The organism is Acinetobacter sp. AYS6, assembly GCF_025630795.1.
GTDB lineage: Bacteria > Pseudomonadota > Gammaproteobacteria > Pseudomonadales > Moraxellaceae > Acinetobacter.
This window is the reverse complement of the sequence record NZ_JAOTNV010000009.1, coordinates 78,736-92,611: the sequence shown is the minus strand read 5'-3', so window position 1 is coordinate 92,611 and position 13,876 is coordinate 78,736. Positions and strand designations below refer to the sequence as shown.

The 13,876-nt window shown below is 35.4% G+C and carries 14 protein-coding genes and 1 tRNA gene; 10 read left to right on the top strand and 5 right to left on the bottom strand.

What is annotated here, in order from left to right; all coding sequences use genetic code 11:
* Window positions 1-123: 123 nt before the first annotated feature.
* Window positions 124-741 carry a bifunctional phosphoserine phosphatase/homoserine phosphotransferase ThrH gene (gene thrH / locus OD757_RS14895; protein WP_263032349.1) on the top strand — a complete coding sequence of 206 codons (618 nt, stop codon included), beginning with the start codon at window positions 124-126 and terminating at the stop codon, window positions 739-741.
* A gap of 57 nt (window positions 742-798) precedes the next feature.
* Here thrH and OD757_RS14890 read toward each other — a convergent pair whose 3' ends face one another.
* Complete coding sequence (locus OD757_RS14890) at window positions 799-2,298, bottom strand: outer membrane protein transport protein (RefSeq protein WP_263032348.1); 1,500 nt, start codon at window positions 2,296-2,298, stop codon at window positions 799-801.
* 601 nt (window positions 2,299-2,899) lie between these two features.
* Entirely contained in the window at window positions 2,900-3,598 is a 699-nt protein-coding gene (locus tag OD757_RS14885) for an NAD(P)H-dependent oxidoreductase (protein WP_263032347.1), read from the bottom strand.
* A gap of 156 nt (window positions 3,599-3,754) precedes the next feature.
* On the opposite strand from OD757_RS14885, the gene OD757_RS14880 reads away from it, so the two are divergent.
* Window positions 3,755-4,780 carry an AraC family transcriptional regulator gene (locus OD757_RS14880; protein ID WP_263032346.1) on the top strand — a complete coding sequence of 342 codons (1,026 nt, stop codon included), beginning with the start codon at window positions 3,755-3,757 and terminating at the stop codon, window positions 4,778-4,780.
* Between the two features lie 48 nt (window positions 4,781-4,828).
* Here the strand turns inward: OD757_RS14880 and OD757_RS14875 are convergent, their stop codons facing one another.
* Window positions 4,829-5,821: a fatty acid desaturase family protein gene (locus OD757_RS14875; protein ID WP_263032345.1), complete on the bottom strand. Its 993-nt coding sequence runs from the start codon at window positions 5,819-5,821 to the stop codon at window positions 4,829-4,831.
* A gap of 105 nt (window positions 5,822-5,926) precedes the next feature.
* Window positions 5,927-6,727, bottom strand: coding sequence for a PaaX family transcriptional regulator C-terminal domain-containing protein (locus OD757_RS14870; protein WP_263032344.1), 801 nt, complete (start codon window positions 6,725-6,727; stop codon window positions 5,927-5,929).
* A gap of 353 nt (window positions 6,728-7,080) precedes the next feature.
* On the opposite strand from OD757_RS14870, the gene OD757_RS14865 reads away from it, so the two are divergent.
* The 8 genes from OD757_RS14865 (at window position 7,081) to OD757_RS14830 (ending at window position 13,400) form a co-directional block, all read left to right on the top strand.
* The gene (locus OD757_RS14865) at window positions 7,081-7,899 is read left to right on the top strand and encodes an undecaprenyl-diphosphate phosphatase (RefSeq protein WP_016137097.1); all 819 of its coding nucleotides are present in this window, start codon (window positions 7,081-7,083) and stop codon (window positions 7,897-7,899) included.
* A 157-nt stretch (window positions 7,900-8,056) separates the two neighbouring features.
* Complete coding sequence (locus OD757_RS14860) at window positions 8,057-8,953, top strand: AraC family transcriptional regulator (protein WP_263032343.1); 897 nt, start codon at window positions 8,057-8,059, stop codon at window positions 8,951-8,953.
* Between the two features lie 31 nt (window positions 8,954-8,984).
* Window positions 8,985-9,995 carry an NAD(P)H-quinone oxidoreductase gene (locus OD757_RS14855; protein ID WP_263032342.1) on the top strand — a complete coding sequence of 337 codons (1,011 nt, stop codon included), beginning with the start codon at window positions 8,985-8,987 and terminating at the stop codon, window positions 9,993-9,995.
* A gap of 208 nt (window positions 9,996-10,203) precedes the next feature.
* Window positions 10,204-11,079, top strand: a complete 876-nt coding sequence (hchA, locus tag OD757_RS14850; protein ID WP_263032341.1) for a glyoxalase III HchA — start codon at window positions 10,204-10,206, stop codon at window positions 11,077-11,079.
* Window positions 11,080-11,215: 136 nt separating this feature from the next.
* A complete protein-coding gene (locus tag OD757_RS14845) occupies window positions 11,216-11,725 on the top strand; it encodes a hypothetical protein (protein WP_263032340.1) in 510 nt (169 codons plus the stop codon).
* Window positions 11,726-11,760: 35 nt separating this feature from the next.
* Window positions 11,761-12,213, top strand: coding sequence for a hypothetical protein (locus tag OD757_RS14840; RefSeq protein WP_263032339.1), 453 nt, complete (start codon window positions 11,761-11,763; stop codon window positions 12,211-12,213).
* Window positions 12,214-12,256: 43 nt separating this feature from the next.
* Window positions 12,257-12,757, top strand: a complete 501-nt coding sequence (locus OD757_RS14835; protein WP_263032338.1) for a hypothetical protein — start codon at window positions 12,257-12,259, stop codon at window positions 12,755-12,757.
* 211 nt (window positions 12,758-12,968) lie between these two features.
* Window positions 12,969-13,400 (top strand): hypothetical protein, encoded by a 432-nt coding sequence (locus OD757_RS14830; RefSeq protein ID WP_263032337.1) that lies wholly within the window; start codon window positions 12,969-12,971, stop codon window positions 13,398-13,400.
* 365 nt (window positions 13,401-13,765) lie between these two features.
* Here OD757_RS14830 and OD757_RS14825 read toward each other — a convergent pair.
* A tRNA-Arg gene (locus tag OD757_RS14825) sits at window positions 13,766-13,838 on the bottom strand.
* Window positions 13,839-13,876: the final 38 nt, after the last annotated feature.

Genomic DNA, 13,876 nt, shown 5'->3' with positions numbered 1-13,876 from the left:
GATAAAGTGCTTAGCACTTTAATTTCGAACCTTATGAATAAAATTGATTTGATCAATAACAACGCAAAACTGAAAATCTTAATGGTATGATACAGCAATTTTTAACCAACGTTGGAAGCATTCATGGAAATCGTATGCCTAGATCTTGAAGGGGTTTTAGTTCCTGAAATCTGGATCAATTTCGCTAAAAAAACAGGGATTAAAGAACTCGAGGCGACAACTCGTGATATTCCGGATTATGATGTTTTAATGACTCAGCGCCTTAATATCTTAAAACAACACGGTTTAGGCTTAAATGACATTCAAGCAGTCATTGCTGAGATGGGACCATTGCCAGGTGCAAAAGAATTTGTTGAATGGGTGAACACTCATTTCCAACTTGTGATCTTGTCAGATACTTTCTATGAGTTTGCACATCCTTTAATGAAACAATTGGGTTGGCCAACAATTTTCTGTCATAAATTAGAGACAGATGAAGAAGGAATGATTACGGCTTATAAACTACGTCAACCAGATCAAAAACGTGAGTCGGTTAAGGCGCTACATGGCTTAAATTTCCGAGTAATTGCAGCGGGTGATTCATATAATGATACAACGATGCTTGGAGAGGCTGACCACGGTTTCTTATTTGATGCACCTGCAAACGTGATTGCTGAGTTCCCGCAGTTTCCAGCTATCCACGGATATGATGCCTTGAAAGAAGCAATCCGTTCAGTTTCAAAGCGTAGTATTCCAGCATAAGAGATAAGTAATAAAAAAGGCGCTTTAAGCGCCTTTTTTATTACTTAGTTTTGAAACTTAGAATTTATAGCCAAGTTTTAAACCATAAGCGATTGCGTTGTTGTCAGAGAACTCCGCAACATATTCATCACCACCAGCTTGTGCACCAGTTTGAGCCTTAGCATCGCCTAACCAGAAGTATTTTACGCCGCCAGCAATAAACGTTTGTGGGGTAGGACTATATTGAAGACCTAAACCTACGTTCCAGTAACCTTCTGTTGGACCTAGAGTTGTGATTGGGTCACCTGCACCAGAGTCCCAACCTACAGAAACGTTACCAGCCCATTTGTCATTAAGTTTGCGGCCAACACCTGTAGTCACTGTCCATTGGTCATCTGAATAGCTAACTAAATCAAAACCATTTGGACGGTTGACAATTGGGCCTACAACTTTTGATAGTTGTCCAAATTTGTATGGTTGAACAGAGAAATCTTTCCAGTTCACCCAACGTATGTTAGCAAAGGCTACAGTGTCAGCCATAATTCCCGTTTGGAAATCAAAGTTAACTGATTGAGGTGTAGTAATTGTGGTATCTGCTGAGCTATTTTTAATTGCTTCACCAGCTGCAGCTTGTCCTAATAATGAAAGAGCAGGAAGTGTAGGCAAGTTTTCGCGAATATTGACATCATGGTCAATTTCAGAGCGATAAGTTAAAGATGCTTTTAATGCAATTTCAGGAATTTGATAAGCGAAACCTGCTAACCAACCTGCACCACCTGTTTCTTTAATATCTGCGTCATAGCCATTGTAGATACTGTAAGCTTGACCACGGAGGTTGATGTTTCCTTTAATGGTTTGATATACACCACCCGCATAGAAGTTCCAATTTTGATTTGGTTGAAAACCAAAAACCATTGCAAGGTTCTGGGTATCAACTTTAACCTTGGTAGCACCTTTACCAAGCAAACCATTGACTTGAGCTAGACCGGCGTCAACCTTTGCAGCAACACCTTGTTTAACACCTGCATCGATAGCAGCTTTAGTGGTTGCATCATTATTATAAGCTTTTAAAGTAGCAGCAAATTGTGCTTTTCCAGCAGCAGAGGTTAAGTCAACTCCTTGGGCTTGTAGAATAGCACCTACACGTTGGTCGGCAGTTAATCCATTAAATGTTGTATCAATAGTGCTGGTACGAATAGCATCTAATTTTTCAGGAGCTAAAATTGTATTGGTGCTATCTGATACAAATACGTTTTTTCCAGAATATTCAGCATCTGCGCCGAATGGTTGATCGTATAGTATACCAAATGAGAATTTATCATTAAGTTGCAGTTTTAATGCAGCATTTGGGAAATAATAATCATTACCCATATCACCAATATCACGGCGTGTTGCACTTGTACCAGCTTCTTTACCCGCTACATCTGGGTCTAAAACAGAAATACCAGCTTCAAAGTAATTATTAGGCTGCAAAAATGCAGACATTGATTGTCCAGAGCGATCCAATGCTGCTGCAAAAACCCCAGTTGCAGGCAGCGTTGCTAAAATCATTGCAGTGCTCAGATGTTTTAATTTCATTTTAATCTTTCCTTGAACTTCAAGACATTTTTTTAAAAGTAACAGAGTTAAACCGTTTAAACTGTGTTGCCTTCAAAGCTTCTAATTACAACTTATAAAAGCTTTGATAACTCCATGTAACAAAAATAGCATAATTACAATAAGAGTAAATCTGTTATATGAACTGAGGAGTACTCACTTTTTATACAAATAGTGCCAATAATGAATGAAATATGAAGGAATATTTTCATTGTTAAATTTATTTAATTAATTGATATTTATATTTTTTATCTATTAGTAATGCCCTTTGTTGTTATGACATTTTTGTCACAAATCTAAGAAAAATGGTCAAAGATTTTTTTGTAAAAATATGAATTAATTGATTATGAAATGAGTATTAGTTGTCATTTTTAGTTGATAAGTCTAGTTTCTCTACATCTGTATATTATTGATTAACTTTTATATTCTTAATTTTATAAAAAAAGTTTTCATTAGTTTTTTTACCATTTGATCTATTTTTTAAGCGATTTTGATTTCCCTGCTTGGGAGTAACTATGAGAGAGAATAACCAAAAATATAAAGATAGATTCGACTATTCTATTTTTAGAGCTAAAACATAGCGTTAGAGTGGGTATAGTTTTTCATCAAATTGCTCAAGCTTAGGAAATTTTAGTGGTTCAAGCTTGTCTAGATGAGTGAGGTAGGTTACGTAGTCGTCGAGAAGGGTTTCTCGTGCTACTTGGCTAATATAAGGTACGTGATAAGCAATGAATGGTGGTAAAACTTCAAAACCGGCATATGCCAAAGTACCACGTTGAATCGGTGATAAATAATTTTCAATTGGGCCGTGAATTGAGTTCTCTCCAAACATGTGTGTTCTACCACCAAGTGTTAAGCACAACATTGCTTTTTTACCTGCCATGCCGCCGTGGTTATAAAACCGCTTGCCCCCATAAAATAAGCCAGAGACAAACACACGATCAATCCAGCCCTTTAAAATTGCTGGAACAGATGTCCAATAAAGTGGGAAATTTAAAATAACTAAATCAGCTTTTTTTACTTTTTCAATTTCTGCTTGAATATCTGGAGCAAGAAGTTGATTTTTACTGGCATTTCTTTGTTCGAGGGCATAGTTAAAATAATCAGGTTGGTTGAGCTCTAGAAAATCCTCTTTGGACGCAATAGGGTTAAATTGCATCGCATATAAATCTGAAACCTCTACTGTGTGCCCCAATTTTTCTAAGGTTTGCTTGGCAGTACTTTTTAGAGCAGTGGTAAAAGACTGTGGTTCTGGATGAGCATGGACAATCAGAATGTTCATAAGGCGACCTGTATTCTTTTCAGAAATTGTGCTGTCTAGTGCAATTCAGCGGATTTTGTTTTGAATCACTATGCCTCAATTTAAAAGCATGGCATAGTTCCTGAACTGACAGTTTTTACCATTTCACGCCATTTTATTTTGCTTAATGGGTTGCTCATGAATCCAGAATTACCCGGAACTTATATTAATTTAATTGTCGAGACTGTTAAGCGGTGGGGTGTCTCTGGTGAGCAGCTTTTAGATGGAAGCGGCATAACAGCAGATCAATTAAAAAAGCCTTATTGGTATGTTGAGTTCAATCACTTAAACCAGCTTATTGAACGAGCCATTACTTTGTGTGAACAACCAGCATTAGCTGGGTATTTAGCTTTGGAGATGACAGCCTCATGTTATGGTTCAGTCGGAATGGCTGCTATGGTTTCTCCAAATTTAGGAGAAGCGCTGAAAATACTTGAGCAGTTCATTGGATCTCGTTGTAATGTTTTTAAACCACAACTAAAACAAGAAAAGAATTATGTATGTTGGTCAATTCATCAGCCCGTAAAAGCATTTCAGCTGAGCCCAAACGCCAACATTTTTTTGTTAATCGGTTTTGTTCAAATTGCAAAAAAATTAACAGGGCTTTCTCATTTAGGAAAAGTTGAATTACAAATGCCGGAACCGATAGGTTTTGCTCAAATAAGCGATCAACTAGCAGTCACTTGTTTATTTAACCAAAAGCGTAATAGCTGGACATTTCCAAAAGAGTATTTAGCGCAGCCTGTGTTAACAGCAGACCCAATGCTAGCACCGTTGTTAGATGCACAATGTAAGCGGGATATAGAGAAATTAAAGTTAAAAAGTGGTTGGAAAGGGCGAGTTAAACAAGTAGCTGAAAAATTGCTTCTGGATGAGCAAGGTGAAACCTTAAAAGTGGGACAGGTAGCTCAAATCATGAATATGTCAGAACGAACTTTACAACGTTACTTAGCCCTTGAGAATACAAGTTTTACAGTCTTGATTGACTTACTTAAAAAGGAACATGCCCAGAAACTTTTAGTTCGAAATAACATGTCGATTGAAAAAGTTGCTTTAATGCTAGGGTATGCTGAAACATCTCACTTTACTCGCGCATTTAAGCGTTGGACGGGTGTGACGCCTAAATATTTCCAAACCCAGCATAAAATGGCTGGTTTAAATTAAAAGGCCATAAATTTAACTTTATGGCCTTTCATTTATTATTTGAACTAATTAAGTAGATTGTTCTGGCTTAGATGAAAGTGATTCAATCACTTCAAAATAGCTAGGTGGTGCTGGAACATGTCCGCGATCTCTCAATAGACGATGCATACGCGGCAGTTTGAAGTAGGGCACTGAAGCCATTAAATGGTGTTCCATGTGATAATTAACGTGAATAGGAGCAACAAAGCTTCTAGCAATCCAACCAGCACGTGTTGTACGGGTATTGGTTAAGGCGGTATTACTCGTTTGCATCCCTGCATGTTCGGCCATTGAGCGAATTCTTAAAAATAATGGAAATGGTGTCAAATAAGCTAAAGGCCATAACCAATAAAAACGTTGTTGACCAAAAGCTTTTAAAACACCATAGAGTGCTACATTGGTTGCAATGGCTCCAGTACTATTTTTTACAAGACTTTTTGCATAATCAACCAGATCTTTATTGCTGCGGTCTAACCAGACTTGATCATTTGCAACGGTCCATTTCATTAAATCGAGATCCATTAATACTCGACCAAAGCTAAACTTTAATCCCGTCATACCCGTTAAGTCGCGTAAGAATTTACGCGTAAGAGATTTTTTGCTTACAGGAAAACCAGAAACTAGAGAAAGGTCCGGATCATCTGGAGTAGATGTTTTTGCATGATGACGAACATGATGTACACGGTATTTTTGTAGATCATTCCAGATTGGCCGAGCGCATAGCCATTCACCTATAAAGTCATTTATTTTCTTATTTTTGAATAAGCTTTTATGAGATGCATCGTGCATTAAAATCGCTAGGCATAACTGGCGACCAGCCAATATAGCCAAAGCAAGCATACAAGCAAGTAATTTGCCCCAGCTTGGTAAGTAATCCCACATTATGATTAAGCTAGCAAATGTTCCACCAATAACAGCCCATGTACTTGCAACCGCCCAAGCACCGTATGCATCTGAGGGTTGCGTGAGTTCTTGTATTTCTTCTCTGCTAAATAGATCGGTCACGCTCACTTGTGCATTCATTTTTATTCTCCCAAATCAGATTTTGGTTTCCATACTTTATATTACCAATATAATCATAAAATTTAAAAAAGTGTAATATTTGTTTGTAAAAAAATAAATTGCTCTTTAATGAGCTAATTCATTTTCATAAATTTTCTGCCACAGCTTTTGTCCAATTGAGTCGAGTTGCTGTACATTTTGGGCAAACTGATTACGGGCATGTTCGTTAACAAATGGAAAGGGCAATAGAGGATCATTCATGAGTAAGGTAATTGTTTCACGTCCTAATAACAAAGCTTGGGTAGCGGCCTCATTTAAGGATAAATTTTTATAATTCAAAAACCATTCTTGGATATCTTGACTATACATCTCATAGTTTTTTTCAAGCTGCTTCGTATCCCATAAAGAAGGAATTAACGAAACTGTTTTTGAGTCAAATTTTTGAATAATAGAAATTTTGGCTTCATTTTCAAGGCCCGCTAAAACGAGCTCTTCACATGTTTTTTCAAAGCTATAGGCTAAATTATCTGGACGTATATAAATACCAGTTTCGAGCTCTCTAAAACCAAATTGGCGTAAAGCATGTTCTCTCTTTTTTAAAGCAGTCCGATCTATACGACCTAATGTTCCCGTAAATACTGCCAGATATTGCTGTTGCCATTCTTTGGTCTGCTTAATGCCATTTTTACGATTCAAAATGACTTTTGCCCATTCTTTGGTGGAGGCCGAAAGTTGATAAATACCGCGCTCGACACTCTCGATCATGCCTTCATTTAACAGTCGAGTGGTCGCAACACGAATACCATTTTCACTCATATGAAAGAGTTTTGCTGCAATTAATATTTGTTTAATGGTGAGCTGAGAATAGGCCGAGGAAAGAAATAAATCGATAATGAGATGACGTGCATTAATTTTGGTATTTTTCATTCAGATAGAATTTTTGATATGAGCTGCATTTAATCAGAATAATATCATGTTTTTTTAAGGACTTTTTAAGATCATTTTGTAGAGTAACTAAAGACAAAAAACTTTATCTGTACCAAGAATAATTTCGGTAGTTTTTAACCAAGTTTGATCTTTTTACGATAGTTAACCCAAGTTTGTCATCATGATGTGATACATTATCGCACTTTAAATAAACTGCCTTGAACTAGGGGCAATAACCACAAACGTTAGAAATGATCTGATATTGAACATGTGTTAAGTCTAATTTGCGACTTACCAATTGCGATAAAACAAATTTTAGATCGTTCTAATGATTAACTTTCTTTGAGCAAGTTATGGAAAATTTTGAAGTTATAAAAGCACTCTTTTTAGGCTTTGTTGAAGGCTTAACTGAATTTTTACCCATCTCGAGTACAGGCCATTTAATTTTATTTGGTCATATTATCGATTTCCATTCAGACGGCGGTCGTGTATTTGAGGTCGTAATCCAGTTAGGTGCTATTTTGGCAGTGTGCTGGTTATACCGACAAAAAATTGTTAACTTGATTAAAGGCTTCTTTAGTGGTGATGTGGAGTCACGTCATTTTGCTATCAGTGTGCTGATTGCATTCTTCCCAGCAGTCATTATTGGGGTTTTGGCGGTAGACTTTATTAAAAGTGTTTTATTCAGCCCAATCGTCGTTGCGATTGCTTTGATTGTCGGTGCTCTTATTATTTTCTGGGTTGAATCTAGACAATTTGAACATAAGACACTTGATGCAACCAAAATTACCTTTAAACAAGCACTTTTAGTGGGTCTTGCTCAGTGTGTAGCAATGATTCCGGGAACTTCACGTTCGGGTGCAACAATTGTGGGTGGAATGTTTGCGGGCTTATCACGTAAGGCTGCTACAGAATTCTCTTTCTTCCTTGCTATGCCAACGATGTTAGGTGCTGCAACTTTTGACTTGGTTAAAAATGCTGACGTACTGACTGCCGATAATATGATTAATATTGGAGTCGGTTTCGTTGCTGCCTTTATTGCCGCGCTGTTTGTTGTAAAAGCATTGGTACTATTTGTAGAGCGTCATACGTTACGCGTATTTGCTTGGTATCGAATTGCACTTGGTGTAATCATTTTGATTGCAGCAATGTTCTTTAATTTATCGGCCTAAATAATCTGATAAAGTGAAAAGCCTAGAATGTACTAGGCTTTTTTATGCCTAAAAATTGATTTGAATTGCCTATTTATACAAAGTAAACCTAAGACAGATGTTTTCATTCTAGCTTCATTGTTATATTAATTATTAGATTACTCCTCACAATAAAACTATGCCGCAAAATCATCTTACAGTACATTTGGTCGATGCATTTTTGCACTTGGCTCCAGCAGAAGGCCTCTATCCTACTTTTATTTCTAACATCACTTTGATGCGTGTAGATCATTCCACACCACCTGTTGCAGTGCTGCAAGAACCTTCAATTGTTTTAGTGATACAGGGGTTAAAGCGAGGATATATTGGTAAAGAAATCTTTCAATTTCAACAAGGACAGTGTCTATTCATCTCAATTGCAATACCGTTTGATTGCGATACTGTCGTTGAAAATAATGAACCAATGTTGGCGATAGCAATAAAATTTGAACCACAAATGATGGGTGATCTCATTACTAAAATGGATAAACAGCAACAAGTGGTTACTGAAGATCCTCACTCGGAAGATTTAAAATTAAGCTGTGGGCTTAGAGTGATTGACATGAATGCCACCATTTCAGAAGTTGCTCTCAGATTGCTTAATCTACTTCGCTCTAAACAAGATACTTTTATATTGGGGGAGCAAGTTAAAAGAGAATTGGTTTATCGTGTGGTACAAGCTTCAGGTGGCAATCTAGTCGAGAGCTTATCGGCTATGGCAAGTCGAAATGGTGTGATTTACACCATTTGTGAAATTATTCAGCGTGATTATTATCATAACTTAACGGTTCAAGAGTTGGCGAAACAAGCGGGCATGAGCATCTCGCTTTTTCATCAAACTTTTAAAAAGGTGACGAATTATTCGCCCTTACAGTACATCAAAATTACTCGGTTACATAAGGCACGTGAGTTGATCATGAACAATAAAATGGGTGTAGCAGAAGCAGCCTATGAAGTGGGTTATGTCAGTGCTTCGCAATTTAGCCGAGAATTTAAGCGACTGTTTGGCGTTCCACCCAAGTCCTCAATTATTTAACGTAGATTAGTATTTGAAATATAAATCAAACATGGAGCATTTTATGACCCTTCCAACAACCATGAAAATTATTGAAATTACGGCTCCTGGCGGACCTGAGGTTCTAAAAGTTCAAGATGCAAATATTCCAGCACCTCAAGCAGATGAAGTCTTAATTGAGGTAAAGGCTGCTGGAATTAACCGTCCTGACGTTTTGCAGCGTATGGGATTATATCCAATGCCTAAAGGTGTTACTCAAATACCCGGACTTGAAGTCGCTGGTGTAGTGGTTGCTGTGGGTGAACAAGTAGATCAATTCAAGGTTGGTGATAAAGTCTGCGCCTTAACCAATGGCGGTGGTTATGCTGAGTACTGTGCGGTAACTGCAACTCAAGTATTACCAATACCTGAAAATTTATCTTTTACGCAAGCTGCTGCGATTCCGGAAACATTTTTTACGGTTTGGGCAAATCTATTTGATATTGGCCGTTTAAAGAAAGATGAAACCGCATTGATTCATGGTGGGGCAAGTGGTATTGGAACCACAGCTTTAGCGATTTGCCAAGCTTTAGGAATTAGAACTTTTGCTACCGTTGGTAGTGAAGATAAAGTTGAAGCACTCTCTAGTTTCACCACAGCAATTAACTATAAAACCCAAGATTTTGAGCAAGAAGTATTGAAACATACTCAAGATCAAGGTGTTGATGTTATTTTAGATATTGTAGGTGGTTCTTATTTCACGAAAAATTTAAATCTATTAAAACGTGATGGCCGACTTGTCATTATTGGTTTTATGGGTGGTCGAATCGCAAAAGAATTTGATTTACAAAAACTGATTTTAAAACGTGCCACAATTACGGGTTCAACGATGCGAGCACGTAATAGCCAAGAAAAAGCAGAGATAGCACAATCTTTGCATGAGCATGTATGGCCATTATTGGCACAAGGTAAATGTTTACCGCAAATCTATAAAACGTATGCTTTTTCAGATGTACAAAGTGCTCATGCATGTATGGAGCAAGGTGATCATATTGGAAAGATCGTTTTAGAAATAAATGCGTAACGCTGTACTCATTAAAGTTTGGGCGAACGACAGGTTCGCCTAAACTGAATTTTATAACTCTAAATTCTGCCTATTTCTCTATAAAAATTGCCAAATTCTATTGGCAGATTGCATCAGTTCTATAACTTCACCTATAAATTGAGTAAGAAATAACAATGGGTTCTTACCTTATTATTTCTTTCCATACTGATGAAAAAGGATAGTAACAATGAATACCGCAAATATTGATGATAAAAATCCTACTCCAGATTTGGCTGAAGATAATGCCTTTTTCCCATCACCTTATTCACTAAGTCAATATACTGCTCCTAAAACCGATTACGACGGCACGACTTATTCAACGCCGTATGCGGGCAATAAAAAAGTTTTAATGATTGCAACTGATGAGCGTTATATCCAGATGCAAAACGGTAAGTTCTTTTCAACAGGTAACCATCCTGTAGAAATGCTTTTACCGATGTTTCATTTAGATAATGCAGGCTTTGAAATTGATATTGCGACACTTTCTGGCAATCCTGCCAAACTTGAAATGTGGGCGATGCCAAAGCAAGAACAAGTAGTGTTAGACACTTTTCAGAAATATGCAGATAAATTAAAAAATCCTCTAAAATTGGCTGATATTTTAGAAAATACAGTGGGGGAGAACTCACCATATGCGGCTATATTTATTCCGGGTGGGCATGGTGCACTAGCTAAAATTCCACATAGCCTTGAGGTGAAAAAAGTTCTTAAATGGGCAGTTGAACAAGACAAATTTATTATTACGTTATGTCATGGTCCAGCTGCATTACTTGCTGCTGCAGTAGATGAACAGCCAGAAAACTATATTTTTAAAGGTTATCAAATTTGTGTATTCCCTGACTCATTAGATAAGGGAGCAAATATTGATATTGGTTATATGCCTGGGGCTCTACCTTGGCTAGTAGGTGAAAACCTTGAAAAACTCGGTGTCGAAATTTTAAATAAGGGCATTACAGGGCAATGTCATAGAGACCGTAAATTGCTAACTGGTGATAGCCCGCTTGCTTCTAATAATTTAGGAAAACTTGCAGCTGAAACATTGTTGGCTGAAGTGAAGGATTAAGTAAACAGTTTTTATAGAAATAGGGCTTATATTTATTAAGTCCTATTTTTTATAATAAATAATGTGTTAGGTGTAAATTTGAAAATGATAAGTGATGTAAAATCAGCATAATAAGTAAGAATAGGAGAATATTAAAATGATAAAAATAGAAGATATAAATCTACTTGAGCAAGGGTATAAGTTGGTATTTGATTTAAGGTCATCTTCTTCAATATTGATGGATGAAAATTATATCAAAAATATACACCAAACTACGCTGGATAAGGGAACAAATATGGGGCTTAAGGGCGACAACGGTTTATATGCAACAGCTGAATGGTGGGAAAATATCAAAAATGGCAATATAGAAACTTATTGTGTGAAAGGAGTAATAGTTGGGATTAATGAGGAAAATCCTTTTATAGAGGGGAATACAATGATTACAATTAAAGTAAATGGAACGAATAAAGAAATTTTTCAAGATATAGTTTTTACGAGTGAAAGAGAAAAAACTATTAGTGAAGAGCTTTACAAAGCTGGAAATGAGATAGTATCCATTTATATTCTTGATAAATTAAAAGAGGAAGATACTTGGAATTGGATAGTAGAAGAGAAATTGGGTGTTTCTCCCTTACTTAATAGAGTTTACATTAAGGGGGAAGGTTAAAATTATTTTATATTAATGGATTGTAGGAATTTAATATGGATGAAGATGAAATTAATATTATAGCCTATAGCTATGTAGGTTATATTAAACTAAATAAAGATATTATTTTTCCTGCTGGTGGTAATAAAAATGATATTATTTACAACCAAAGTGGAGTTAATAGGAGGGTTTTTTCTGGATATGTTAGCTTTCCCGAAGTTGAAAAGAACACTTTATTTTATATGAAAGCTTTTTTACTTACTCTTACTGTAGATATACCTTGTAAGGAAGAAATTCATTCTTTAATTAAAATATTTTCATATTGTGAAAACCACTCTTTATTAATTGAAAAATTATCATTAGGGTTAAAATCTAATTCAAAAGGTCTTATTTTTAATGGGCTTAAAGAAATAATAGGTGATTTTTACTTGTTTGAAAAAATTGATGACTTGTTTTTCTATGATGGAAGAGAGAAGTTGTACAATAATTTTTTTAAAAATGATAAATAATTTAGATAGTTGTAAAATATAAAATAGATAAGGATTAAATAAAATGATAGAGAGTTGTGCATTGATTAATCAAGGATATAAATTGATTTTTGATTTAAAAATATGGTTGGAAAAAAATGGGGAAGATGAGATGAGATCTACACATGCTTTGACTCTAGATAGCACTACTAATAGTGGTTTAAGTGGAGTGTATGGTTTATATGGAACAAGTGAGTGGTGGGATAATATTGGAAAAAGTAATATTGAAACATATATTGTAAGTGGGGTAATTACTGATCTTAGGAAGGAGAATATTTTTGTTGATGACAATACAATGATAACTATTGAGTCAGATAATACTGAAGATGAGATATATGAAGGAGTATTATTTACGAATGAAAATTTGAAGAAAGAGTATAGTCATCTTTATTCTATAGGAAATAAAATAGTTGTTTTTTATATATTAGATGATTTGAAGGATAAAGATACTTGGAATCCTTTAATACACAACAAAAATGGTACTTTACCCATAACAAGTAAGATTTATATTAAAGAGAGAAATTGATTTTTTATATTATTGATTTTATTTGTGATTTTTGGCCTGTTTGGGAGTAAAAGCATATTATTAAATATTTTAAATTATTAAGGGAAATTCTGAACAAGAAGATTCAATAAATATAAATAGATGTTTGAATAAATTAGTGTTTGTTACTGAATGTAAATTTTAAGATTAAGGGGTAACATTATAAAAACTGTGGTGCTGGAGGTGGCTGGTAATGACGAATTTGTATAGCTTACTATTTATACCAGTGTTAGTGGCATGCTCTGGTATAGTTGATTTACTTGTTTCGGGTAATACTAATAGCGGAATTATATTTCAGCTATCTAAAAGTGATGCCAAAAAGCTTGATAGTGGTTTTCGATTTTATGTAATGGATAATAGTGCTGTTCCTGCTGGTACATTGAAAGAAACAGTATGGGAGATTAAGATAAATAGGGAAATAAAATGGTTTGATTTTAAAAATGATTATGCATATAAATGGATTTATGGAGTTAAACCAAGTGGATTTAAAGAGATTGTGAAACCCAAGCAGCTAAAGTTAAATACTCAATATTATTATTCGATTAATGGTGGGGCAGGCTATCATGGTTCAGGTTGTTTTTATTTAAATGAGAACAAAATGGTTGTAAATAGTAAGAGCTGCTAAATAAATCAAATAGTAGGGCACGAGGTAGGAAGTGAAAGAGACTTATCTTTTAATATATACAAAATATAAACTTATAATATTTTTTATATATACATTAATTTCTGCTTTTGGAATATTTGTACAATATATTAAGGAAGTTTTGTCTATATCTTCTGTTTTAGTTATATTTGCATCAACTTTTTTTTGTTTATATGCTTGGTTTAATGGAAATTTTACCTTTGTATTTGCTATAGATGTTAATAGTAGTACAGGAGAGGTTTATAGGAGATGGTGTGTAATTCTTTTTAGCTCTTTGTTTTATATATATACTTTAATTGATCCTTTTCTTTAATCATTGCTTGTATATCTATTTACTAGATTATATGTGCGCCCTGCGGGACTCGAACCCACGTCGGTCGCTTAGGAGGCAACTGCTCTATCCAGTTAAGCTAAGGGCGCATAATTTTATGATTATAAACAAAAAAGCCATTGTCTAG